The sequence below is a fragment of the Thalassospira sp. A40-3 genome (assembly GCF_015871485.1).
Lineage (GTDB): Bacteria > Pseudomonadota > Alphaproteobacteria > Rhodospirillales > Thalassospiraceae > Thalassospira > Thalassospira tepidiphila.
The window spans coordinates 1,248,009-1,273,593 of record NZ_CP065428.1 but is presented as its reverse complement, the minus strand read 5'-3'; the positions used below and the strand labels follow the sequence as shown (position 1 = coordinate 1,273,593).

Below are 25,585 nucleotides of genomic sequence, written 5' to 3'. Positions count from 1 at the left end.
CGCAAAAGCCGGGTAATTCGACGATTTTTAACGTCGATTGATCCCAAGCCGGGCCATCCGGCGATAAAGCGTGTTGCGCCCAATGCCCAGTGCCTTGGCGGTGTTGCTGATGTGCCATTGCTGATCATCAAGGACCTGGCGCAGGGCATCGGCCTCTGCCCGTGCGATGGTCTGGCCCGGCGATGGCGGTGCAACATCCTGCATCGCAACGAAATCATCAGGCAGATGATGGGGTTCAATCACCCCGTCTTCGGCAAAGACCGCGGCATATTGCAAAACATTGATCAGTTCGCGCACATTGCCCGGCCAACGGTGAGCCGTCAAAAGTGCGAGAACATCATCACTGCATGCGACATAGTCGTCCGACAACGCCGCCAATAGCCGTTTGATCAGATCAGCCAGATCACTGCGTTCGAGTAACGGCGGCACCGCAAGGCGCGCGCCCTTGATGCGATAAAGCAGGTCTTCGCGGAATTTGCCCTCGGCCACCGCCGCATTCAGGTCGACATTACTGGCACAGATCAGGCGGAAATCGACCGGCACGGATTTGGTGCTGCCAAGCGGCTCGACCGTGCGGCTTTCAAGGACACGCAGCAATCGGCCTTGGGCTGCCAGCGGCATATCGCCGATTTCATCGAGAAACAGCGTGCCGCCATTGGCCTCGCGGATGCGGCCGCCAAAACCATCGCGTGCCGCGCCGGTAAAGGCACCACCGGCATGACCAAACAGTTCGTTTTCAATCAAACCTTCGGGAAGGGCGGCACAGTTGATCGCAACAAATGCCTTTGATTTGCCAAGGGTGGCATCATGAATATGGCGGGCCAGATATTCCTTGCCGCTGCCGGTTTCACCTGACATCAGAACATTGATATCGCGCGCATGAAGCCGCGTGCCGATTTCAAAAATACGCCGAAGGGCGGCGTCCTTATCAGGGATGTCGGTCGTGCGTCGGGATGGCAGGGTTGGTGCCTTGCGCGCCACCGGTGTTGAGCGCCCGACATAACGGCGGCGCATCCGCTCAGGGATGGTGACACTGCCAAACAGAACCCCGCCGCCCGCGATATTAAGCGGGGTTGCAGATGGTCCCTGCCCATCCGGGCTTGCCAGTTTGGCAAGCAGATTATCGACATCCATCTCGAACATATCGGCGATATCGGCGGAATTATCACACGCCGCCAGAATGCGCCGCGCAGTCGATGTCGCCCCACTGATTGTGCCATCTGGCGCAATCGAAATCATCGCATCACGGGTTGATCCGACATGGCGGGCATCAGGATGCAGATGGACAATCACATCACCGGCGCGCTCATCAAAAAACAGGATACGTTCAAGCGCATCGGCATAATCGGCCACCATGCCGCGCACCCGCAGGCAATCGGGGCGTTTGATATCTTCGCGCACAGCCGATACATCCAGGACAGAGCACACCTTGCCATCGGGATCAAACACCGGGGCCGCGGTGCAGGTCAGAACCGAATGCTGGGCCAAGAAATGTTCGTCCTTGTGGATGGTGATCGGGCGACCTTCGACGATGCAGGTACCAATGCCATTGGTACCTTCGCGTTCCTCGCTCCAGACCGCGCCGGGCAAAAGGCCGTTGGTGCGAAATGACGGCAAAAGCGAATGGGCCGCAACACTATCAAGGATCACACCGCTATTATCGGTCAGAAACACCGCATAGCCGGATGCATCAATCTTGCGATACAGCGTGCGCACAAGGTCATGGGCGTGGTGATAAAGCCGCCCGTTGCGATCACGCAATTGCCGGGTCTGGCTTTCAGATATGACTTCGGGACGGCGCAGGGTGTCATGAGCCAGACCAAAGCGTTGTTCACACCGTTGCCAGCTTTCAAGCACCGCACGATTTTGCGCCCCGCCGCTCAGCTGCAGGGCTGCTTCTATCCGTCCGCCGGGAATGTTTCCTGACATAGACGCTATCTCCCTTGTGTCGGTGTTTTTGCCATTGTTTTGGCCCGGATTTTTCCGGTGCGTGACTTTTGCCACAGCCGATCACAGGCCAAATCGTAACACATTTGACGTCCCCCACGCCAAACAGTTTCGCCCGCCAAATCCGGCAAAACCGTGAGTGTTCCATTTTTGGAACAATTTGCGCCAACCGCTCTGTTCCAGTCATGCCGATGGCACAAAACACCCGGTTCAACGGGAAACGCGCAACCATCTGAAAAACAGGTTCTTTCTGACAAACCGCTATCGAAATCGCCAAGTGGCACGACCTTTGCGGGTAACGGATCGTCATAATCAAAAATGCGGGCGGCAAATCGCCCGTTATCTCGGAGGAACCCAAATGATCTACAAGAATCCAAATGACTCTGGCAGCAAGGTCAGCTTCAAAACCCGCTATGAAAACTTCATTGGCGGTGAATGGGTGGCCCCTGCCAAGGGTCAGTATTTTGAAAATGTCTCGCCGGTAAATGGCAAGCCGTTCTGCGAAGTTGCACGATCGAGCTCTGCAGACATCGAAAAGGCCCTTGATGCCGCGCATGCCGCCTTCCCGGCCTGGGGCAAGACCTCGGTCACGGAACGGGCCAACATGCTCAACAAGATTGCTGATCGCATGGAAGCCAATCTTGAAATGCTGGCCGTCGCCGAAACCTGGGACAATGGCAAGGCCGTGCGTGAAACCCTGGCAGCCGACATTCCGCTTGCGATTGACCATTTCCGCTATTTCGCAGGCGCCATTCGTGCGCAGGAAGGCTCGCTTGGCGAGATTGACGACAATACCGTCGCCTATCACTTCCACGAACCGCTTGGCGTGGTCGGTCAGATCATCCCATGGAACTTCCCTATCCTGATGGCGGTGTGGAAACTGGCCCCGGCCCTTGCCGCGGGGAACTGTGTTGTTCTGAAACCGGCTGAACAAACCCCGGCATCGATCTGTGTTCTGATGGAACTGATTTCCGATCTGATCCCGGCGGGTGTGGTCAACGTTGTGCAGGGCTTTGGCGTAGAAGCCGGCAAGCCGCTGGCACAAAGCAACCGTGTTGCCAAGGTCGCCTTCACGGGTGAAACCACCACCGGCCGCCTGATCATGCAATATGCATCGGAAAACATCATTCCGGTGACCTTGGAGCTTGGTGGCAAGTCACCGAACATCTTCTTTGAAGACATCATGGCGGCGGACGATGATTTCCGCCAAAAGGCCGCCGAAGGCATGGCAATGTTTGCCCTGAACCAGGGTGAAGTTTGCACCTGCCCGTCGCGCGCGATCATTCAGGAAAGCATCTATGACAAGTTCATGGACAGCGTGCTATCGCGCATTGCCAACATCAAACAGGGCAACCCGCTTGATACCGACACCATGATGGGTGCGCAGGCCTCGACCGAGCAGATGGAAAAAATCATGTCCTATCTGGATATCGGCAAACAGGAAGGTGCCGAAGTCCTGTGTGGCGGTGACAAGGCCGATCTGGGTGGGGACCTTTCCGATGGTTTCTATATCCAGCCGACCATCTTCAAGGGCCACAACCGCATGCGGATTTTCCAGGAGGAAATCTTTGGCCCGGTCGTATCGGCCACCACGTTCAAGGACGATGCCGAGGCGCTGCATATCGCCAATGACACGCTGTATGGCCTTGGCGCTGGTGTCTGGACGCGGGATGCCAACCGATCCTATCGCTTTGGTCGCGAGATCAAGGCCGGTCGTGTGTGGACCAACTGCTATCACCTCTATCCGGCGCATGCGGCCTTTGGCGGTTACAAGCAGTCGGGCATCGGGCGTGAAAACCACAAGATGATGCTGAACCACTATCAGCAGACCAAGAACCTTCTGGTTTCCTACGATCCGAAACCGATGGGCTTCTTCTGATCCGATCCTCTTCACAGCCGGACGCGAGGCCAACCTTGCGTCCGGTCGCCTTTCGCAAAGAAGGAGGTGACATTGACTGGATCAGAAAACGCGCCTGACAGGGTGGTTGCGACAGATGCCGCGATTGAACTGATCAGGAAGCTTAAGGATATCCACGGGCCGGTGATGTTTCACCAGTCGGGCGGCTGCTGCGATGGCAGTGCGCCGATGTGCTTTCCCGATGGGGAATTCAAAACCGGCGATCAGGATGTATTGCTGGGCGAGATTGAACGCAGTCCATTTTATATCGGGCGCGCCCAATTCGAATATTGGCGTCATACCCAATTGATCATTGATGTGGTCGACGGGCGCGGCGGCATGTTTTCGCTGGAAGGGCCGGAAGGCAAACGCTTCCTGACCCGATCACGCATCTTTAGCGACGATGAATGGAACGCGCTTAAGGCGCATGAAGAAAAGGCACCAATCACGGATTAGCAAAGCCAACGCTTTTCGATCCTGGATCTACCCGGGCGTTTCGTTTCCGACATCTCCTCCCACGGTGTCCACCCCCAGCGAAACGCCATAAGAAGCTGCCAGCTTATCCGGCGCATGTGCGGCTTCTTCCCCCTCGCCCGCTGCTTCCCCATTTGGGCAGCGGGCATTTTTTATGCCAGAACCAAAAGCACCACCCCCGAAAGGGCACAAAGAAACATCAGCGACAACAGGGCCGCCATCACCACCCGCCCACCGACATGCAGGACATTGCGGATATCAACGCTCAAGCCAAGGGCGGCCATGGCAAGGATGGTCAGAAAGGACGAGGTGGTTTTGATCGGCGCGCGGGCAATATCGGGGATCAGATCAAACGAACAGGCCACCATCATGGCGATAAAGCCAATGATGAACCACGGCACGACCTGCGCAATCGGAAGCTTCGTCTCGCGTGCCCGCCCGCCAATCACGGCCAGCGCAAAGATCACCGGCCCCAGCATCAGAACCCGGATCAGTTTGACCAGCGTGCCGACCTGAACCGCAAGGGTGCCGGCCGGGGCGGTTGCCGCCAGAACTTGTGGCACGGCATAGACGGTAAGGCCTGAAAAAATACCATACTGGGTTGCCGATAATCCAAGCCCGGCATGAAGCATCGGCAGGACAAAGACAAACAGCACACCCAGAACCGCCGTAAAGGAGATCGAGGCCGCCACATCATCTGATTGCGCCTCAATCACCGGCGCGGTCGCAGCAATCGCCGAATTGCCGCAGATTGAATTGCCGCATGCCACCAGCATTGAAAGATGGTTGGAAAGACCAAGCGCACGGCCAATGTGGTAGCTGACAAACAGGCTGATACAGACGACCAGAATGATGGCCGCGACCAACCCGCCCCCGGCCGATCCGATGGCCTGCGCGCTGATTGATGCGCCCAGCAACACAATGGCGATTTCAAGCACCGTCTTGGCGCAAAACCGAACCCCGGCAAAATAGCGCGGTGCCAATCCAAACACGGATCGCACCACCACCCCGATCAGAATGGCAAAGACCAGACTTTCCACCCAGCCACGCCCGAACAACATACGCTCGGCATGTTCTGCCAGCTTGGCGGCAAGTGCGACCAAGATGGTCACGGCAAGCCCGGGCAGGATCGGTTTGAGGTGGGTGTTAAAAAACATGGTTTTCCTGTGTTTTGATCACAGGCAGAAAATCTCACGCCCAACCATTTACTTCCATCGAATAAAAATTCATATTTCATTCGATTAAATTGAACGGTTGAACATAACCATGATGACGCTTGAACAGCTTCAGATCTTTGTCGCGGTTGCCGAACGCGAACATCTGACCCGCGCGGCGGAGGCCATTGGCCTGACGCCATCGGCCGTCAGTTCCGCGATCAAAAATCTCGAAGGTTTTTATGGTGTCGCGCTGTTTAACCGGGTCGGACGGCGGATTGAGCTGACCCAGACCGGGCGGCTGTTTCTCGATGAAGCCAAATCAACGCTGGCCCGTGCACGGGCGGCGGAACTGACGCTGGCCGAACTGGGTGGCATGCAGCGCGGGGAGCTTAATGTTTATGCCAGTCAGACAATTGCCAGTTACTGGTTGCCGCCGTTCCTGATGAAATTTCACGACCAGTATCCCGGCATCGAAATCCGCCTGACGATTGGCAACACCAAAACCGTATCCGATGCTGTGCGTGGCGGGGCCGCCGATATCGGCTTTATCGAAGGCGACATTGATGAACCGGCATTGGCCAAACGCGAAGTCGCCGAAGACGCCCTGGTGATTGTTGTATCGCCCAAACACCCATGGGCCAATGGCCGGGCGTTGAGCCCGCAGGCGCTTGTCACCCAGACTAACTGGATCCTGCGCGAAGCAGGTTCAGGCACCAGATCGGAATTTGAAGCCGCCCTGCGCGATCTTGGCGTTGATCCCGCGCGCCTGCGCACCGCACTTGTGTTACCCAGCAACGAGGCCGTCATTACCGCGGTTGAAAACGGCATCGCCGCCACCGCCGTTTCACAATTCGCCGTCAGTTCGCTGATCGCCCAGGGCCGCCTTGCGCGCGCAAACTTCCCGATTCCGCCCCGCAAATTCATGGTGCTGCGCCACAAGGAACGCCAGCAAACCCAAAGTTCGCTGGCACTTGAGAAGCTGTGCCTTAACGGCAAATGATGGTCACATATCGGAAGCAGTTATTGCTTTCGAAACTCGCTTGCCGCCCTTCAAGAAGGCCTGTGCTAGGATCACCCCGACCATTACATTCATAAGCACAGTTAGGAACTGCGACAAAACAGTCACGGCCAGAGCTGCGCCCTTCAGCCGACAGAGATTTTCTCCCGCCCCACCGAGCCAGACTAACGTATCAACCAAAATTCCCGGCAAAATCACGGCTGCACCCTCGTGGAGCAACCAAAGCGGCAAGATACCGATGATCACTCCTTTGGCGATAAAGCCTCGCATGAGCCAACCAATCTTCAGAGCGCCCTGCAACGCAACACGCCCATAACTTAGCAAAGGCGGAATAAGCATCGCGAGGAGTATAAATATCGCAAACATCATAACTTCTTGAATGGCAAACACTGAGGCGTAGACAAGCGCGCCGATCACATCACCATCGCTGACAGACAGCAAATGCATGCCCTGCCAACTCATATCTCCCACGCTGAATGCGACATTCACTTGACGGATAAGCCACAGCAAAGCATCGATAGAAAATAACGTTACCGCAGAGAAAAACAGCGCTGTTTTCGTGCAAGAACGCCCAAGCTGCAGCACCCAAACGACACCAGAATAAATAGCAGTAAACTTGAGCAGTTCGAGATAGGACTCACCTAACCAAGAAAAGATGCTGCCTTCAAATGAGTACCCTACGCTAATTGGTGCGCTAGCGAGCACAGGCAAAACAAGTAGAAGCAACAACCACCTTTTGCTTGCGGCTGCCAAAAAACTTGCCTTCCAGATCCCTGTATTCTCGGTATTTCTGATTGTTTGCTCCACGACATAAACTTTCTCATCGCAGTACAAGGTCGGTAACCTTTCTAAAATTGCCCTGCCTTCTGCTGCGTTCCCCAAATCACGTTCAGGCCACCAAATCAAAAGAACGTCTCTAGTATCCACACTTTATAAGCGTGCATCAAATCTTGGACAAACTCAAACCGTTGAAATTATTTACAAAACGCTGGAACGACATCGAAATAAGCTTAACCTAAATTAAACCACTACAGTCGAATTTAAAAATATTCCAAATGTAAATTGCGCATTCGCAATGCAGCATTTTGGGGTCGGTTCTAATGGTCGGTCTGACAGGGCAACCTGTGCATGCGCCACGCAAAACCGACACATGCATCCGTCAAAGGGCACTTCCGATCGCGGAAGATGCAGAGTTGTCCAGAGGCTTCGCCACCTTAGAGGACCCTGCCAATGCTTGATGCAGAACTATTGGCGCGCATACAGTTTGCCTTCACCGTCTCGTTCCACATTATCTTCCCGTCCTTTACCATCGGACTGGCAAGCTTCCTGTTTGTGCTCGAAGCCCTGTGGCTGCGCACCAAGGACGAGACCTATCTTTCGCTTTACAAATTCTGGATGAAAATCTTTGCCCTGGCCTTTGGCATGGGCGTCGTATCCGGGATTGTCATGTCCTATCAGTTCGGCACGAACTGGGGACCGTTTTCCGAATTTACCGGCGGTGTGATCGGCCCGCTTCTGGCTTATGAGGTACTGAGCGCCTTCTTCCTTGAGGCCGGGTTCCTTGGCATCATGCTGTTTGGCCTGAACCGTGTCGGACCGAAGCTCCACTTTACCGCCACCACTATGGTTGCGATTGGCACGCTTTTCTCGGCCTTCTGGATTTTGTCGGCCAATAGCTGGATGCAAACACCGGACGGTTATGTGATCGAAAATGGCCGGGCGGTGGTGTCAAGCTGGATCGATGCGATTTTCAATCCGAGCTTCCCGTATCGGCTGGTGCATATGGTGCTGGCCGCCTACCTGACCACCGCCCTTGTGGTTGGTGCGGTTGGCGCATGGCATCTGATGCGTGATCGCGAAAACCGGGCGGCGAAAATCATGTTTTCCATGGCAATGTGGATGGCGGCCATCCTTGGCCCGATCCAGATCTTTGCCGGCGATTTGCACGGGCTTAATACCCTTGAACATCAGCCGGCCAAAGTGGCCGCGATGGAAGGGCATTTTGAAACCCGCGAAGGCGCGCCTTTGATCCTGTTTGGCATACCGGACATGGAAGAAGAGGAAACCAAATACGCGCTCGAAATTCCCAAGCTAGGGTCGATGATCCTGACCCATGAATGGGATGGCAAGATTACGGGTCTCAAAGACTTCGCCCCCGAAGATCGCCCGAATGCGGCAATTGTATTCTGGACGTTTCGCATCATGGTCGGGCTGGGTGTTTTGATGGCACTTCTGGGCATTGCCAGCGTCATCGCACGTCTGCGCAAGAAGCTTTATAGCTGTGGTTATCTGCATCGTTTTGCCCTTCTGATGGGACCAAGTGGCTTTATCGCCATTCTGGCCGGCTGGTTTACCACCGAAGTCGGGCGACAGCCCTGGGTGGTCTATGGCCTGATGCGAACTTCCGAGGCCGGGTCGCCCGTCGCCCCGACCGCCATTGCCGGATCGCTGATCGCCTTTGTCGTGGTTTATGCCATCGTGTTCGGGGTCGGCACGGCCTATATCCTGCGCGCCATGGTCAAGGACCCGCGTAGCGCCCACATCCCTGAAGAAACCGAAATCTTGCGGGCGGGTGGTCGCCAATCGACCGCCGCACATCCGCCCGTGGCAGGAGAATGATCATGGATTATGAACTGATCTGGGTTCTGCTGATTGCCGTTGCCGTCTTTGCCTATGTCACGCTGGATGGCTTTGACCTTGGCATCGGCATCCTGTTCCCCTTCATCAAAGAGCCGAAAAATCGCGGCCGGATGATGAATACCGTCGCCCCGGTGTGGGATGGCAATGAAACCTGGCTGATCCTGGGCGGGGGTGGGCTTTATGCCGCCTTCCCGCAGGCCTATTCATTGCTGATGACCGCTTTTTACATTCCGGTCTTTACGATGCTGTTGGCGCTTGTGTTTCGCGGGGTTGCGTTTGAATTCCGGTTCAAAAGCAAGAACCACCAGAAACACTGGGACTTTGCCTTTTCGGCCGGTTCGATCATCGCAGCCGCGATGCAGGGTGCGATGCTGGGCGGCTTTATCGAAGGCATTGCCGTTGAAAACGGACATTTTGTTGGCGGGGCGTTTGATTGGCTGAGCCCGTTTTCGGTGTTCTGCGCGACGGCGGTTGTCGTCGGCTATGCCCTGCTTGGCACCGGTTGGCTGATCATGAAGATGGAAGGCGATTTTCAGGGCAACCTGCGAAAGCTCGCCAAACCGGCTGTGATCTGGATGGCGGCCAATCTTGGCGTGGTGTCGCTGATGACGACCTATGTTAACCCGGCCTATGCCCAGCGCTGGTTTGAACTGCCTAACATGCTGTATCTCGCACCGATCCCGATTGTGACGGTCGGATTGCTCTATTGGCTGTGGCATGCGGTCAAGAAGCGTGAAAAGACGGTGTTTGGCATCACGCTTGGCATTTTCTTCCTCAGTTACGTCGGTTTCGGGATCACGCTTTATCCCAATATCGTGCCGCCGATGATCACCTTCCGCGATGCGGCTGCCCCGGAAAACAGCCTTGCCTTCATGCTGGTGGGGGCTGTGGTCCTGCTGCCGATCATTCTGGGCTACACCGCCTATGCCTATTGGGTATTTCGCGGCAAGACCGGGGATGAGGGGTATCACTGATGACCAGCATCAAATCACCTGTCAAATCCCCAAAAGCCCGCAGATGGCTGTGGTTTGTCGGCCTTTATGTCGGCGGGGTTGTCGTGCTTGGCGCAGCATCCTTACTGCTGCGTGCCCTGATGGGTCAGGCGTGATGATCCACTTGACCTAACCGAACCAAACTCCCGTGACCTGCTTCATACCCCCGACAGCAGGTCTCTACCCGGCAGCACTCCCCACCCGCTGCCGGGTTCTTTTTTTGCTTACTGGTTGTCCTTGCGCCGGATCAGCAAAGCCAAACGTTCAATCCCGTCGCGGATACGCTCGCTGCTTTCGGTGGCAAAGCTCAGGCGCGCGGTGTTGATCCCGCTTTGATCACAGAAGAATGCCTGACCGGGGACAAAGGCGACTTTGGCATCCTCCATCGCATCGATCAGAAGTTCGCGGCTGTTGATGTTTTCGGGCAATGTTAACCAGACAAACATGCCGCCTTGCGGGCGCGACCAACTGACACCTTCAGGCATGAAGTCCGCAAGCGCGCCCAGCATCACATCGCGTTTGGCGCGATAGGCATCCTGCAGGGTTTCCAGATGGCTTGGGAACAGTTTCGATGCAGCACGCAGTGCAATTTCCTGATTGATGGTTGATACATGCAGATCCCCCGCCTGCTTCATCAGGACAAGCTGACGGATCACTGGGCGCGGCGCCGTGATCCAGCCAATACGAAGTGCCGGTGCCAGGGTTTTGGAAAAAGTACCAAGCTGAATAACCGTTCCGGCATCCGGATCGCCATGGGTGTCATCAAGTGCCAAAAGCGACGGCAGGCTTTCACCTTCATAGGCAAGCTTGCAATAGGCCGCGTCCTCAAGGATCACCGCCCCGTATTTGCGCGCGGTTTCCAGCACCGCCAAACGGCGATCAAGCGAATAGGATCGCCCGGTCGGGTTCTGGAAATCCGGCGACAGATAGGCAATCCGGGCCCCCTTGGCAAAGGCGGCATCAAGTTCGGCAATCACCGGGCCGGCATCATCCATGGCAATGCCGACATAGCTTGGCCGACGCATGGAAAAGGCCTGCATCGCGCCGAGATAACTTGGCTTTTCCAGAACGATCTCGCGCCCCGGCTCCAGCAACAGGCGGGCGAGCATATCGAGCCCCTGCTGCGCGCCACAGGTGATCAGGATATTATCAATATCCCGCACAGCCCCCGTCGCCGCCAGATCGGCCGCAATCCATTGTCGCAGCCCGGGCAGGCCTTCACTGATGGAATATTGCAGGCTGCGACGCCCGGCCTGCTCATCGCCGGTCAAATCGCCATAAGCATGATTAAAGGTCGCAAGCGGGAAAAGCTTGGGATCGGGCACGCCACCGGCAAATGAAATAATCTCTGGCCGTTCAGCCACTTTCAGCAGGTCACGAATTTCGGACGCCCGCAGGGCACGGGCATCGGGGACGATCATTTCATTCCATTGAACAGACATGGCAGCACTCTTTAGGTCAGCAACATTGCCGTTATTTGGCAAGCAACACTGACCTAAATCAAGTTTATTTTATCGAGCCATCGAAATTTGAAATAAAATTACAATTAACTCTATCACCAAGCTTGTTACAGCCCCATGCGGTTTTGCGCTGTGCCCGCTATTTTACCCGCAGCCAGGCCCGACAAAAGACCACGGAAACCAGCACAACAGCGAAACAGCCGATCAACGCGGAAAATGCCGCACTGACGATCAGAAATGCCGGATCGGCGGGGATGCCAACGGCAACCAGTATCGCCACCACCTGCCCCATGACCGGCAACACCAAGGCTGAGAGAATGGGCAGGGACAGAACCACCGCCAAGAGTCGCACAAACAGATAGAAGAAGCATCGCCGTCCGACGGCCAGAACATCGCCAAACCCTGCCTGCCCCGCCTGAACGATCATCGCACCCCATGCGCCCAACAGCACAAGCAGGGCAAAGACCAGAAGGGCCGTCACAGCCCCCACACCAAGGCGCAACGCCGCCGACACATCAACGCGGCCTGTACTCATCAAAAGAAGGTCGGATACGAACACAAGCTGATAGAGCGTGACCAAAACCGCGACCACCACTACAGCAGCCATCATGGCTCGCGCAAAATACAGCAACCCGGCCAAACCGTTTGATAGCATGGCCGCAAACCCGACTTTGCCCCTCAGAACAGCGATGTGGCTGACATAGGCAACAGGGATCAGCGGAATGGCGTAAATCGCAAACCAGATGACTTGCCAGATGGTGCCCGTCAGGCTGGGCGCTCCGTCATCACCCAACAATGCGGGTCCGGGCATGACAGCGCCAAGCCCGCTGATCAGAACTGTCAGCAGCGCCGAAATGGCAACAATGCCCCGCCCCTGCCACATCAGGGCCATACCATCCTGAATAATCCAGGTCTTGAATGGCTGTGCGTGTCCGTTCATCACCCCCCACATATCGCCGCCGCAATTGCGTGCGATTGATATGGCGATGAATGGGGTATCTGGTCAATGCATCTGGCTTGGAAGGTAAAATTGAGGTCTTCCTCCCCGAACAGAGGCCCTGCGATGCAAATAAACTTGCCCTGCCACGCCTTTCGAATTAAACACCATTAAAGGTGTTGATAATCATTCGACTACAAAATTTTGTGTAAAAATAGAAATCACACTTGCGTTGCGGGGCGTTCCATATTACCCATCAAAGCTAAGTGAAATACTTTTATAAACACTAAATTATGTGTTGATTGCCACAGTTATGATTGATCGGCAGGAAAGAGAATGCAGCCTAATCTGACCCATCTCCGCCAGCTTGAGGCAGAGAGTATCCACATCATCCGCGAGGTGGCGGCATCGTTCGAGCGGCCGGTGATGCTTTATTCCATCGGCAAGGATTCATCAGTTCTGCTGCATCTGGCGCGCAAGGCGTTTTACCCGGCCCCGCCGCCCTTTCCATTGATGCATGTCGACACCACCTGGAAATTCCGCGAAATGATCGAATTTCGCGACCGGATGGCGGCTGAATACGGCTTTGATCTGATTGTTCACATCAATCAGGACGGTGTGGAGCGCGGCATTGGCCCGTTCACCCATGGATCGAGCCTGCATACTGATGTCATGAAGACGGAATCGCTTAAACAGGCGCTGAACAAATACAAGTTCGATGCCGCCTTTGGCGGTGCGCGGCGTGACGAGGAAAAGGCTCGTGCCAAGGAACGCGTGTTTTCCTTCCGCACCGAAACCCACCGCTGGGATCCGAAAAACCAGCGCCCGGAATTGTGGGATATCTATAACGCCCGGATCAACAAGGGTGAAAGCATCCGTGCTTTCCCGATCTCGAACTGGACCGAGCTTGATATCTGGCAATATATCTATCTTGAGCAGATCCCGATTGTGCCGCTGTATTATTCCGCCAAACGTCCGGTGGTCGAACGCGACGGCATGCTGATCATGGTCGATGACGACCGTATGCCGCTTAATCCGGGCGAGACCCCGGAAATGAAATCGGTGCGTTTCAGGACCCTTGGCTGCTACCCACTCACCGGGGCGGTTGAGTCCGAGGCCGCCACCCTGCCCGAGATTATCCAGGAAATGCTTTTGACCCGTTCAAGCGAACGTCAGGGCCGCATGATTGACCACGACCAGGCCGGGTCGATGGAGAAGAAGAAGCAGGAAGGCTATTTCTGATGTCACACAAGTCTGATTTGATCGCCGATGATATTCTCGGCTACCTCAAGGCTCAGGAAGAAAAAAGCCTTCTGCGTTTCATCACCTGCGGCAGCGTGGATGACGGTAAATCGACCCTCATCGGGCGTCTGCTTTGGGATTCCAAACTGATCTTTGAAGATCAGCTGGCCGCCCTTGAATCAGATAGCCGCAAGGTTGGCACCCAGGGCGGCGAGATTGATTTCGCCCTGCTGCTTGATGGTTTACAGGCCGAACGCGAACAGGGCATCACCATTGATGTTGCCTATCGTTTCTTCTCGACCGACAAGCGTAAATTCATCGTCGCCGATACCCCCGGCCACGAACAATATACCCGTAACATGGCAACCGGTGCCTCGACCGCCGATGTTGCCGTGATCCTGATTGATGCGCGCAAGGGGATTCTGACCCAGACCCGCCGTCACAGCTTCATCACATCCCTTTTGGGCATCAAGCATGTGGTGCTGGCCGTCAACAAGATGGACCTGATCGATTATGATCAGGCCAAATTTGATCAGATCGTTGCCGAGTATCTGAAATTCGCCGAGCAGCTGAACTATAGCTCGATCACCGCGATCCCGCTTTCGGCCCTGCGTGGCGACAACATGATCGAGCCGAGCGCGAATACGCCCTGGTATTCCGGCCCGACGCTTCTGGCCCATCTTGAAGATGTGCAGGTCGAACAGGATGCGATTGAAAAGCCGTTCCGTTTGCCAGTGCAGTGGGTTAACCGCCCGAACCTTGATTTCCGGGGCTTTTCCGGCACCATTTCATCAGGCCGCGTCAAACCGGGTGACGAGGTTGTCGTCACCGCATCGGGTCATACCAGCAAGGTCAAGGACATCGTCACCTTTGATGGCAACCTGGATGTTGCCATTGCCGGTCAGGCGATCACCCTGACCCTTGAAGATGAAATCGACATTTCGCGTGGCGACATTTTGGCGCATGCGGATGCCAAGCCCGACTTTGCCGATCAGTTCGAAGCCCGCATCATCTGGATGCACGAAGATCACCTTCTGCCCGGCCGTCCCTATCTGATCAAGATGGGCGCACAGGTTGCCAATGCGCAGATCAGCGACCTAAAATACAAGGTCAATGTGAACACGCTTGAACACGTGGCGGGCAAGACGCTTGAGCTTAATGAAGTCGGGATTGCCAATATCTCGGCCGACAAGGCGTTGGCGTTTGATCCCTATGATCAAAACCGTCATTCGGGCCGCTTCATCATTATTGACCGCTTTACCAACGCCACTGTTGGGGCGGGCATGGTCAACCATTCCCTGCGCCGTGCGACCAACATCAAATGGCAGGAAATGGACATCAACAAGGGGGCTCGTGCCTATCAGAAAGGCCAGAAATCGGTCATTCTGTGGTTCACCGGCCTGTCGGGTGCGGGCAAATCGACCGTTGCCAACCTAGTTGAGAAAAAGCTCCACGCCCTTGGCAAGCACACCTACACCCTTGATGGCGACAATGTCCGTCATGGCCTGAACAAGGATCTTGGCTTTACCGATGCCGATCGCGTGGAAAACATCCGCCGTGTGGGGGAAACCGCCAAGCTTTTTGTCGATGCGGGCGTGATCACGCTGGTGTCCTTCATCTCGCCGTTCAAAAGCGAACGCCAACTGGCACGCAGCCTTGTTGAGAAAGACGAGTTCATCGAGGTGTTTATCGACACCCCGCTTGAAGTCTGCGAACAGCGCGATGTGAAAGGCCTTTATAAAAAGGCCCGTGCGGGCGAGATCGCCAACTTCACCGGGATCGACAGCCCCTATGAGCGGCCGGAAAATGCCGAGATCACGGTCAACACATCCGATCAAACCGCCGAAGAAGCAGCAGAGGCCATTGTCGCCAAGCTTGAAGAATTCGGTGTTCTCGGGGCCTGGTTCCCGGAAATCTGATCTGCATTCAGACATGCATTTAGGAAAACCCGGCATTTGCGAATGCCGGGTTTTCTTTTGCTTCAACCACATATCCCCGATCCTGAAAAACCCGATTGGATACGCCTTGACTCCTGTTCCGCTTTGACCACATAAAACAGAACAAAACAGGAACAATAAAATGTCAGACAGACGCATTCATCAGGCACGCGCGGCACTGGCGCGGGCCGAGCAACAATGGAAGGTTCAGGTTTCCTGTCTGTCCGGTGGGCCAGATCGGGTAGACAGGGTGATTGCGCGTGCCTTTGGCAGCACATTCCTGCGCGATCATATCAGCCTCGGCGGTCTTGCCCCGATTGGCCTGCATGAAGTGCTTTGCGGCCATGATGATTGCGCGGCGTCCCTTTTGGCGTGGTATCTGGCGACATTGTCTGTGGATGCGTCCTCTGATGCCTCTAATCACCCATCTGCCCCGCCACCCGGCAAGGGCATTTTCTGGATCCGGCAGCGTCGGGCCCTTGATCAGGGCGGGTTTTATGCCCTTTCCCTGCCGATGACGGCCCTTGAACCCAAACCGTTGATGATGACAGTCGATCAACAGGCCACCGCCCTTTGGACCTGCGAGGAAGTGGCAAAATCCGGTCAGGTCCGTGCGGTGATCATTGAAACCACCGACTATGACCTGACCACCGCCCGGCGCCTGCAACTGGCCTGTGAAAGTGGTGGCACACGCATCATTGTTTTGCGCCCGCTTGCCAGAAACGGGCGCATTCCGACCTCAAGCGCATGGACGCGCTGGCAAATCACACCTGTAAACGCCTTGGAACCAACAGAACGACCAACAGGAAACGACCATCATCTCAGCCTGATCGGGGGACGCGGGGTCCGACCGGGAAGCTGGAAAGTCAAAACCGATGCAACAACGTTTTCTTTATCTGTGGCTGACCCACTGGAAAACCGACTGTCAGAAGCCTCAACACAAGACAGGCACGCCCACGCCTGATCAGCCCCGCGATGCTGACAGTCTGAAAACTGCCCCACAGGCCTCAAAGCCACAAGACACCCCGCACGTGATCACGCGCAGCGATCACAAGGGTGTGCTCGTCTGCGGCCTGAATGCAGCGGCACAAAAGGCCGGACTTCATGGTGGCATGCGTTTGTCGGATGCGCGCAGCATCCTGCCCGATCTTCAGGACAGCCCTGAAGAGCCTGAACTCTGCGATGGCAAATTTGCCCGTCTGGTGCGCTTCATGGACCGCTATAGCCCATGGATTGCGCCGGATCGGGACTTGCATGCGCATGGGCTTAATGGGGATGCTGGCCTATGGCTTGAAATCACTGGCGGCAGTCATTTGTTTGGCGGCGAAAGTGCGATGATCAAACAAATCCTGCGCGATATGAAGGCCCAAGGCATTGCTGCCCGCACCGCCATTGCCGATACCGCTGGTGCCGCATGGGCCGCGGCCCGGTGTCATCCGGGCGCACCCAATGAGCGCATCTTGTCCCTGCCACGCGATCACGGGATTGCGGCCGGGTTTCCGGCATCCTGTCTGCGATTATCGGATGACATCAGCGCGGTTCTGTCGCGACTTGGCCTGAAACACCTTGGCGATATCACACCCCTGCCGCGTGCCAATATCACCACCCGCCTTGGCCCGGATGTGTTGCATCGCCTTGATCAGTTTTATGGCCGCCTGCCCGAACATCTGAATTTTGAGCTGCCCGATGCGCCGTGGCTGATCAAACAAAGCTTTGGCGAACCATTGGGGAGTGCTGACACGCTGGCACATGCGATTGAAAGCATGGTGGCCGATCTGTGCGCCAAACTGCGCGATGAAAACCTTGGTCTTAGGCGCCTGATCGTTCGGTCCATTCGGGTCGATGGCCATGCCCATACCATCACGACCACAACTGGCACGCCCTGCCAGTCCGAAAGCCATATCCTGCGATTGCTCGCGGAAAAGATGCCCGGTGTTGATACCGGCTTTGGCATCGAACAGGTGATTATCTATGCCCCGTGGGTCGAACATGTTGCCTTTCGTCAGGTCCGCCTTGATCGCAAGCAGGAAGACAACAGCGACACCATTGCGCTTGCCCAACTGCTTGATCGCATTGCCCATCATCTGGGGCCCAAGGATATCCTGTTTCGCCCGGCCCATCACGCCAGCCACCTGCCCGAACGGGCGGCCATAAGGCAGCCGCCCACCGGGGCTGCCAAACCGGCACGTCTTGCGGATGCGCCCCTGCCCAAACGCCCGGTTCGGCTGATTGATCCGCCCGAACCGGTTGATGTCATGGAACGCAGTGCCAACGGTGCACCGACAAAACTGCGCTGGCGCAAGATGATGATTGATGTCTTGCGGGCCGACGGGCCAGAGCGCATCTGCCCGGAATGGTGGACCCATCTGGACCGGGATAATTACGCCCTGTCGCAGATGACACGCGATTATTTCCGCATCTGCGATCAGAAAGGCCGGTTGATCTGGCTGTTTCGCAGCGGCCATGCCGGGCAGGATATCTGGTCGGTGCATGGTTTGTTTGCCGGGTGATGTGATTTGATGCCATGACCAAGCAAACCAACAGTACAGCCGATCCGGCCTATGCCGAACTGCATGTCAGCAGCAATTTTTCATTTCTGCGCGGCGCATCGCATGCGGAGGAACTGGTGCTGACCGCTGCCACCAAGGGCCTGCATGCAATTGCGATCACCGATCACAATACGCTGGCCGGGGTGGTGCGCGGCCATACCGCACATCGCAATTATGCCGACCGGTTGAATTACATTGTCGGCTGTCGGCTGGACCCGATGGATGGGCCATCCTTGCTGTGTTATCCGACCGACCGTGCATCTTATGCCCGGCTGTGCCGGTTGCTGACCCTTGGCAAGCGCCGCGCACCCAAGGGATCGTGCGAGATTTATCTTGCCGATATCGTCACCCATGGCGAAGGCCTGCTGTTTATCGCCGTGCCGCCACAGGTGCCGGGTGACACCTTTCGCACTGAACTGATCAGTTTGAAATCGCATTTCCAAGATCGTCTTTGGCTGGCCATCGGGCGGTTCATGGACGGGTTTGACAGCGAACGGTTGGAATTTACCGAAATGGTTGAGGCCGATCTTGGCATTCCGGCCGTGGTGACCAATGACGTGCATATGCATTTACGATCGCGCAAACCATTGCAGGATGTCCTGACCTGCATTCGCCATCACTGCACGATTGAGGATGCCGGATACCGTTTATTCCCCAATGGCGAACGCCATATCAAATCCCCGCGTGAAATGGCCCGTTTGTTCCCGGATCACCCGCACTGGTTGGCCCGCACCGTCGAGATTGCCGATCAATGCACCTTCAGCCTGAATGAGTTGCGCTATGAATACCCCGATGAAAATGACGGATCGGGCGAAGGCACCCAGGAACGGTTAATCCGCCTGACCTGGGAAGGCGCGCATAAACGCTATCCCGATGGTGTGCCCGACAAGGTCAAAAACCTGATCGAGACAGAGCTTAAACTGATCGACGAGTTGGGCTATGCCCCCTATTTCCTGACCGTGCATGACATTGTTGCCTTTGCCCGGTCCCGTGGCATTTTGTGTCAGGGGCGCGGATCAGCAGCCAATTCATCGGTGTGTTTTTGTTTGCATGTCACCTCGGTCGATCCCAACAAGGTGGAATTGCTGTTTTCGCGCTTCATCAGCAATGCCCGTAATGAACCACCTGATATTGATGTCGATTTTGAACATGAACGCCGCGAAGAGGTTATTCAGTTCATCTATGAACGCTATGGCCGCGACCGGGCCGGGTTGACCGCCACGGTGATTTCATACCGATCACGCAGCGCCATTCGCGATGTTGGCAAGGTGTTTGGCCTGTCGGAAGACACCATCGTCAAACTGACCAAAACCATCTGGGGATCAAGCAGCAAGGGCGCGCATGACAATATGATGCGTCAATCCGGCATTCATCCCGATGAACCGCGCCTGAAGGCGGTGCTCGATATCGCGGGAGAACTGACCGGCTTCCCCCGCCATCTGTCGCAACATGTTGGCGGCTTTGTCATCACACGCGGGCCGCTTTGTGAACTATCCCCGATTGCCAATGCCGCCATGGCGGACCGCACCACCATTGAATGGGACAAGGATGACATTGATGCGCTGGGTATCCTTAAGGTCGATATCCTGGCTCTTGGCATGCTGACCTGCATCCGAAAAGCCTTGGATGAGCTGCGCAATCACAAGAACATCGATTATGATCTGGCGACGCTTCCCAAGGAAGACCGGGCGACCTATCGCATGCTGGAAAAGGCCGACAGTATCGGCACCTTTCAGGTGGAATCACGCGCGCAAATGAGCATGCTGCCGCGTTTAAAACCGCGAAGCATTTATGATCTGACCATTCAGGTCGCCATCGTCCGCCCCGGCCCGATCCAGGGCGGCATGGTCCATCCGTTTTTGCAACGGCGCATGGGCCGCGAAAAGGTCGACTACCCATCCCCGGAACTCGAAGCCGTATTGAAACGCACCTGCGGCGTGCCGCTGTTTCAGGAACAGGCGATGCAGATCGCCATTGTCGCCGCCGGCTATTCCGGCGGAGAGGCCGACAACCTGCGTCGCGCCATGGCAACGTTCAAGCGCACCGGCACCATTGGTGAACACCGGACCAAGTTCATCAATGGCATGCTGGGTAACGGCTATGACATGGACTTTGCCGAACGCTGCTTCAAACAGATCGAAGGCTTTGCCGATTATGGCTTCCCCGAAAGCCATGCGGCGAGTTTTGCCATTCTCGCCTATGCGTCGTCCTGGCTGAAATGCCATCACCCGGATGTGTTTTTATGTGCGCTTCTGAATTCCCAACCGATGGGGTTTTATGCCCCGGCGCAACTGGTCAATGATGCGCGCAATCACGGGGTGCGCGTGCTTGAAATCGATATCAATCACAGCTTCTGGGACAATCAGTTGGAACGCGAATTGGGCCGCACGGCGGGATATCATTCGGTGCGGCTTGGTTTTCGCCAGATCAAGGGATTTGGCGAGCTTGATGCCCTTGCCCTGATTTCCAACCGGCCAGCGGGCGGGTTTCAGGATGTCTATCTGATGGCGCGCCAGACAGGACTATCCCCGGCCGCCCTTGAAAAACTGGCCGAGGCCGATGCGTTCGGATCGCTGGGCTTATCAAGGCGCGAAGCCCTTTGGGCCGTGCGCCGGTTTGGCAAGGGGCGCAAGGCACCAGCAAGCCTGCCGCTGTTTGAGGCGGCCCAGAACTTTAACCACAATATGGGGGTCTCGGCCGAATTTGGCGCCGAAGCCCCGGTCGATCTGCCGATCATGGGCCCGGGCGAAGAGATCATCGAAGATTACGCCAGCCTGCGTCTGTCGCTTAAGGGCCATCCGATGGCGATGCTGCGTGATGCATTGGGTGCCGCCGGTGTATGTACCGCCAGTGATCTGCCCAATGTGCGAAATGGGGATCGTTTGACCCATGCGGGACTTGCGATTGTCCGCCAGCGCCCCGGCACGGCATCGGGGGTTGTTTTCATCACGTTAGAGGATGAAACCGGCATCACCAACCTTGTGGTCTGGAGCAAGGTGATGGAACAACACCGTCGCGAGGTGATGACCGCCACGGTCCTTGGGGTGACCGGCAAATTGCAACGTGAAGACGGGGTGACGCACATCATTGCCGACAAGCTGGTCGATCTGACCCATATGCTGCAATCGATGAGCGAGAACACAAAGATCGCGCGTGATGCCAACAACCATCCGCGCAACCTGCGCTGGGCCAGCCCACGCACCGCCCTGCCAACCGGGGAAGCCGCCTCACCCACGACATCGCGACCTACCCCTAAACCGGAGGCTGATCTGGACCAGTTGAGCTCAAAACCGGAAACACGCACCACCAGTCACAAACGCCTTAAGATCGACAGCCATGATTTCCACTGATCTGACCGTTTGACCCAAACAGGTATCGGCCAATCCAACTCACGGAGTCTGTCTTTTTGCCCTTGGACCGGCACATCACGCATCCAATACCGGGCTTAAGAGCCACAAGAAGTCGCCCGTAACTATTTTTATTAAAAACAGCAAACTAGCAGATCGCGAAAAAAGGTCTGACACGTCCGAAAGTGCAGAAAATGCGATTTGAACTTCAAAAAAAGACAAAACGTTGACAAAACGTCAGATAAATGATGATGATTGTGTATAAATTATAAATCGCTCAACCGCGATCAGGGTTGCTGAACTCTATTATCTGGAAAAAGGTACGTGCTGCCGGTGCAGCAAACATCGGGATCATCGCCCCCCACGGCGTCCCAACACCCCTTTATCAGATGCCAACCATCCACAGCAATTCCGGTCCCGGTCTGCACGGTACGCGCCACCCCGCGTTCCGACACTTGATAGTCGAGGATAATCGCGTGACTGAACATGCCCCGATTCTGCGTATTGAGGATCTGTCTGTCGAGTTTGGCGCATCGCGCGTCATTGAAAACCTGAACCTTTCCGTTTCACCGGGCAAAACGACGGCCATTGTCGGAGAGTCCGGATCAGGCAAGTCAGTGACCTCTCTTTCGGTGATGCGTCTGGCAGAAATGATGGGGGCAACGTACCCGTCCGGGAAAATCATCTTTGAAGGAACGACGGGCAAAACGGATTTGCTCGCCCTGCCGCAAAAAAAGATGCGTGCGATCCGTGGCAAGGACATTGCCATGATCTTCCAGGAACCGATGACGTCGCTGAACCCGGTATTCACCATAGGTGACCAAATTGCAGAATCGCTGATCCTGCATGAAGGCATGTCCAAGAAAGACGCTCTGAAAGAAGGGCTGCGGCTTCTTGAAATGGTGCGCCTGCCAGATGCCGCACAACTTCTGAACCGCTACCCACACCAACTTTCCGGCGGCATGCGACAGCGCGTAATGATCGCCATGGCCCTTGCCTGCCGGCCCAAAGTGCTGATTGCGGACGAGCCGACCACCGCCCTTGACGTCACCATTCAGGCCTAAATCCTGACCATCATTCGTGATCTTCAGGCCGAACTCGGCATGGCGGTTATTTTCATCACCCACGATATGGGCGTGGTGGCCGAAGTTGCCGACGACGTCGTGGTGATGTGGAAAGGTAAAAAGGTCGAGGAAGGCCCGGTCAAAGACCTGTTTGCCAACCCAAAGCACCCCTACACCAAAACACTTCTTTCGGCGGTTCCGCGTCTTGGTGCCATGGCGGGCGAGAAATTCCCCAAACGGTTCCCGGTTGCCGTCATGGATGGCGACACCCCGCGTATCGTCGGCAGTGAGCACATCCAGAACACGGCAAAATACGATGCCCAACCACTTTTGCAGGTGCGCGATCTTGTCACCCGCTTTGACATCAAAAAGGGGATTTTTGGCGGCGTCACACATCGTGTGCATGCGGTCGAAAATGTAAGCTTTGACATTTACCGCGGCGAGACTCTTGCCCTGGTCGGAGAGTCCGGATCAGGCAAATCGACGATCGGGCGGACCATTCAGCAATTGCAAAAAGCCACCAGCGGTAACATCACATTTGATGGCCGTCCCTTTGCCAGCATGGGCAAGGCTGATCAGCAACGTCTGCGTCAGGAAATTCAATATATTTTCCAGGACCCGTTTGCCTCGCTTGATCCGCGCAAAAAGGTCGGTTTTTCAATTGCCGAACCGATCCATACCCATCATCTGATGGATGGCACCAAACAGATCAAAATGCGCGTTGACCAGTTGCTTGAACGTGTCGGCCTGACATCGGCACATGCGGATCGCTATCCGCACGAATTTTCCGGCGGTCAGCGCCAGCGCATCTGTATTGCCCGTGCACTTGCCTCGAACCCGAAACTGATCATCGCGGACGAAGCTCTTTCGGCCCTTGATGTGTCGATCCAGGCACAGATCATCAACCTGTTCATGGAATTGCAGGAAGAACACGGCCTGGCCTACTTGTTCATCAGCCACGACATGGCCGTCGTTGAAAAGATGAGCCACCGGGTCGCCGTGCTGTATCTCGGTCAGGTCGCCGAACTTGGTTCGCGCCAGCAGGTTCTTGAAAACCCGTCACACCCTTATACGCAGCGCTTGCTCAGCGCCGTACCGGTGGCCGACCCCACACGCGACGTTAATCGCACCATGCTTGACGGTGAAATTCCAAGCCCGGTGCGTCGTGTCGGGGATGAACCGGCCATTGTCAGCTATCAGGAAATCGCACCCGGCCATCTTGTGGCCAACGCGGTCTGATCGGGCTTTCGGGACGTCACCCAAAAAAACACCAGAAAATCAAAAACCGGTGTTTTCCGTGATGCTCCAAAAGCCAGCCACCAACCAAAGGAGAAAACTTGATGATTAAACAGGGAATGCGTACCGCCCTTATGGCGCTGGCTCTTGCCGGTGGCATGATGGCGTCTGCGCCGGCACACGCCGAAGGCACACTCACCGTTTCCTCGCCGCAGGATCCGGGCAGTTGGGATCCGGTCGATACCTTTCTGGTTAACTGGGCCTCGGTTGCAACCAACATTTATGATGGTCTGACCTATCGCGGGCCGGACACCAAACTGGTACCGGGTCTGGCAACCTCGTGGGAGGTTCTTGATGACGGTTTGCGTATCCGCTTTGCGCTGCGTGAAGGCGTTACCTTCCATAATGGCGAGCCGTTCAACGCCGATGCTGTAAAATTCACCTTTGATCGCCTGATGGGCGAAGAAGGTAAAAAAGGCCCGCAGCGTTCGAACTATGCCGCGATTGACAATGTCGAAGTCATCGACGATTACACGGTCGACATGCACCTCACCCAGCCTGATCCGGTTCTGCTGACCAAGCTTGCCGGCTATGGTGCGATGATCGTGCCGCCGAAATATATCGCTGAGAATGGCGAAGACTATTTCAACGCGCACCCGGTCGGCACCGGTCCGTTCAAATTCGTATCCTACGAACCGAAGGTCGGCATCAAACTGGAAGCCTATGACGGGTTCTGGGGCGATCAGGCCAAGATTTCCAATCTTGAATACCGCTTCATCAGCGAGCCATCGACGGCTGTTGCCGAATTGCAGGCTGGTCGCGTTGACCTGGTGATCCCGCCGACCATTCCGATCGGCATGATCCCGACCATCGAAGAAGACCCGAATATTCAGGTCGTCACCACCGCAAGCCCGACCGTCTATGCCCTGCGCTTTAATACCGCGAACGGTATTACCAAGGATGAGCGCGTGCGCAAGGCCATGATTTATGGCGTTGATCGCAAGGCGATCATTGATGCGGTTCTGGGTGGTCAGGCATCCGAGATCGTCAGCTTCCAGGGTGAATTGTCGTTTGGTTATGATCCCTCCCTGGAGCCGCTTCCTTATGATCCGAACAAAGCCAAGGAACTTCTGGCCGAAGCGGGCGTCGCACCGGGCGCCAATGTTCAGATCAATATTCGCGGCAATGCTTCAACCTTTAACGAAGTGGCGCAGGCTGTTGCCAGCTACCTTCAGATCATTGGCCTGAATGCAACGATCAAGCCTTACGAAACCAACGTTCTGCTAAACGACATTATCCCGCAGGGTAAAACCGGCGAGATGTTCCAGCAGTCCTGGGGTGGCTGGACGCTTGATTTCGATAACACGGCTTATTTCATGTATCACACGGGTGAAAAATGGAACCCGTATGACAGCGACCCAAAAATGGACGAGCTGCTTGAAAGCCAGCGCGCCATCACCGATCAGGCCAAGCGTGAGGAAATCCTGCGCGAGATTGCCAATTACGCAGCTGATCGTGCGCTGGAAATGCCGCTTTACAACCTCAATGCGATCTTTGGCCTATCCAACCGGGTTAAAAACTTCACCCCGGTTCCCGATAGCCGCCTGCGCCTGAACGAAGTTTCAGTCGACTGATCCTTTACGGGATGCCGCCTGCCCCGCATTACGGGCGGCATCCCACCTTCTGTT

General features: G+C 55.8%; 19 protein-coding genes. 14 read left to right on the top strand and 5 right to left on the bottom strand.

The window, feature by feature from the left end; translation table 11 throughout:
- Positions 1 to 27 precede the first annotated feature (27 nt).
- Positions 28 to 1,929, bottom strand: a complete 1,902-nt coding sequence (locus IT893_RS05670; RefSeq protein WP_197147141.1) for a sigma-54-dependent Fis family transcriptional regulator — start codon at positions 1,927 to 1,929, stop codon at positions 28 to 30.
- A gap of 376 nt (positions 1,930 to 2,305) precedes the next feature.
- On the opposite strand from IT893_RS05670, the gene adh reads away from it, so the two are divergent.
- Together adh and IT893_RS05660 are read left to right on the top strand one after the other, a co-directional pair.
- Positions 2,306 to 3,826: an aldehyde dehydrogenase gene (gene adh / locus IT893_RS05665; RefSeq protein WP_197147140.1), complete on the top strand. Its 1,521-nt coding sequence runs from the start codon at positions 2,306 to 2,308 to the stop codon at positions 3,824 to 3,826.
- Positions 3,827 to 3,898: 72 nt separating this feature from the next.
- The gene (locus IT893_RS05660) at positions 3,899 to 4,300 is read left to right on the top strand and encodes a DUF779 domain-containing protein (protein WP_197147139.1); all 402 of its coding nucleotides are present in this window, start codon (positions 3,899 to 3,901) and stop codon (positions 4,298 to 4,300) included.
- A gap of 170 nt (positions 4,301 to 4,470) precedes the next feature.
- Here IT893_RS05660 and IT893_RS05655 read toward each other — a convergent pair whose 3' ends face one another.
- Positions 4,471 to 5,475: a YeiH family protein gene (locus IT893_RS05655; RefSeq protein ID WP_197147138.1), complete on the bottom strand. Its 1,005-nt coding sequence runs from the start codon at positions 5,473 to 5,475 to the stop codon at positions 4,471 to 4,473.
- 112 nt (positions 5,476 to 5,587) lie between these two features.
- Between IT893_RS05655 and IT893_RS05650 the strand changes: the two genes are divergently transcribed.
- The gene (locus tag IT893_RS05650) at positions 5,588 to 6,475 is read left to right on the top strand and encodes a LysR substrate-binding domain-containing protein (RefSeq protein ID WP_197147659.1); all 888 of its coding nucleotides are present in this window, start codon (positions 5,588 to 5,590) and stop codon (positions 6,473 to 6,475) included.
- Between the two features lie 3 nt (positions 6,476 to 6,478).
- Here the strand turns inward: IT893_RS05650 and IT893_RS05645 are convergent, their stop codons facing one another.
- On the bottom strand, positions 6,479 to 7,375 hold the full coding sequence (locus IT893_RS05645) for a hypothetical protein (protein WP_197147137.1): 897 nt from the start codon (positions 7,373 to 7,375) through the stop codon (positions 6,479 to 6,481).
- 348 nt (positions 7,376 to 7,723) lie between these two features.
- Between IT893_RS05645 and IT893_RS05640 the strand changes: the two genes are divergently transcribed.
- Genes IT893_RS05640 through IT893_RS05630 form a run of 3 tightly spaced genes read left to right on the top strand, consistent with a single transcriptional unit; the run spans position 7,724 to position 10,241 of the window.
- The gene (locus IT893_RS05640) at positions 7,724 to 9,112 is read left to right on the top strand and encodes a cytochrome ubiquinol oxidase subunit I (protein WP_197147136.1); all 1,389 of its coding nucleotides are present in this window, start codon (positions 7,724 to 7,726) and stop codon (positions 9,110 to 9,112) included.
- Positions 9,109 to 10,107: a cytochrome d ubiquinol oxidase subunit II gene (gene cydB / locus IT893_RS05635; protein WP_197147135.1), complete on the top strand. Its 999-nt coding sequence runs from the start codon at positions 9,109 to 9,111 to the stop codon at positions 10,105 to 10,107. The genes IT893_RS05640 and cydB overlap by 4 nt, the downstream gene beginning before the upstream one ends.
- Positions 10,107 to 10,241: a DUF2474 family protein gene (locus IT893_RS05630; protein WP_197147134.1), complete on the top strand. Its 135-nt coding sequence runs from the start codon at positions 10,107 to 10,109 to the stop codon at positions 10,239 to 10,241. Before cydB ends, IT893_RS05630 begins: the two co-directional genes overlap by 1 nt.
- A gap of 108 nt (positions 10,242 to 10,349) precedes the next feature.
- Here the strand turns inward: IT893_RS05630 and IT893_RS05625 are convergent, their stop codons facing one another.
- Together IT893_RS05625 and IT893_RS05620 are read right to left on the bottom strand one after the other, a co-directional pair.
- On the bottom strand, positions 10,350 to 11,567 hold the full coding sequence (locus IT893_RS05625; protein WP_197147133.1) for a PLP-dependent aminotransferase family protein: 1,218 nt from the start codon (positions 11,565 to 11,567) through the stop codon (positions 10,350 to 10,352).
- 157 nt (positions 11,568 to 11,724) lie between these two features.
- Positions 11,725 to 12,525, bottom strand: coding sequence for a hypothetical protein (locus tag IT893_RS05620; protein ID WP_197147132.1), 801 nt, complete (start codon positions 12,523 to 12,525; stop codon positions 11,725 to 11,727).
- Positions 12,526 to 12,858: 333 nt separating this feature from the next.
- Here IT893_RS05620 and cysD point away from each other — a divergent pair, with 333 nt between their 5' ends.
- The 8 genes from cysD (at position 12,859) to IT893_RS05585 (ending at position 25,531) form a co-directional block, all read left to right on the top strand.
- Positions 12,859 to 13,764, top strand: coding sequence for a sulfate adenylyltransferase subunit CysD (cysD, locus tag IT893_RS05615; protein WP_197147131.1), 906 nt, complete (start codon positions 12,859 to 12,861; stop codon positions 13,762 to 13,764).
- Positions 13,764 to 15,683 carry a sulfate adenylyltransferase subunit CysN gene (cysN, locus tag IT893_RS05610; RefSeq protein ID WP_197147130.1) on the top strand — a complete coding sequence of 640 codons (1,920 nt, stop codon included), beginning with the start codon at positions 13,764 to 13,766 and terminating at the stop codon, positions 15,681 to 15,683. Before cysD ends, cysN begins: the two co-directional genes overlap by 1 nt.
- A gap of 160 nt (positions 15,684 to 15,843) precedes the next feature.
- Complete coding sequence (locus tag IT893_RS05605; RefSeq protein WP_197147129.1) at positions 15,844 to 16,665, top strand: ImuA family protein; 822 nt, start codon at positions 15,844 to 15,846, stop codon at positions 16,663 to 16,665.
- Positions 16,577 to 18,211, top strand: coding sequence for a DNA polymerase Y family protein (locus tag IT893_RS05600; RefSeq protein WP_252724089.1), 1,635 nt, complete (start codon positions 16,577 to 16,579; stop codon positions 18,209 to 18,211). The genes IT893_RS05605 and IT893_RS05600 overlap by 89 nt, the downstream gene beginning before the upstream one ends.
- 14 nt (positions 18,212 to 18,225) lie before the next feature.
- Positions 18,226 to 21,600, top strand: a complete 3,375-nt coding sequence (locus IT893_RS05595; protein ID WP_197147128.1) for an error-prone DNA polymerase — start codon at positions 18,226 to 18,228, stop codon at positions 21,598 to 21,600.
- A 473-nt stretch (positions 21,601 to 22,073) separates the two neighbouring features.
- Positions 22,074 to 22,661 carry an ABC transporter ATP-binding protein gene (locus tag IT893_RS20150; RefSeq protein ID WP_252724088.1) on the top strand — a complete coding sequence of 196 codons (588 nt, stop codon included), beginning with the start codon at positions 22,074 to 22,076 and terminating at the stop codon, positions 22,659 to 22,661.
- Positions 22,662 to 23,900 (top strand): dipeptide ABC transporter ATP-binding protein, encoded by a 1,239-nt coding sequence (locus tag IT893_RS05590; protein WP_371810698.1) that lies wholly within the window; start codon positions 22,662 to 22,664, stop codon positions 23,898 to 23,900.
- A gap of 101 nt (positions 23,901 to 24,001) precedes the next feature.
- Positions 24,002 to 25,531: an ABC transporter substrate-binding protein gene (locus IT893_RS05585; RefSeq protein ID WP_197147127.1), complete on the top strand. Its 1,530-nt coding sequence runs from the start codon at positions 24,002 to 24,004 to the stop codon at positions 25,529 to 25,531.
- The last annotated feature ends 54 nt before the right edge of the window (positions 25,532 to 25,585 follow it).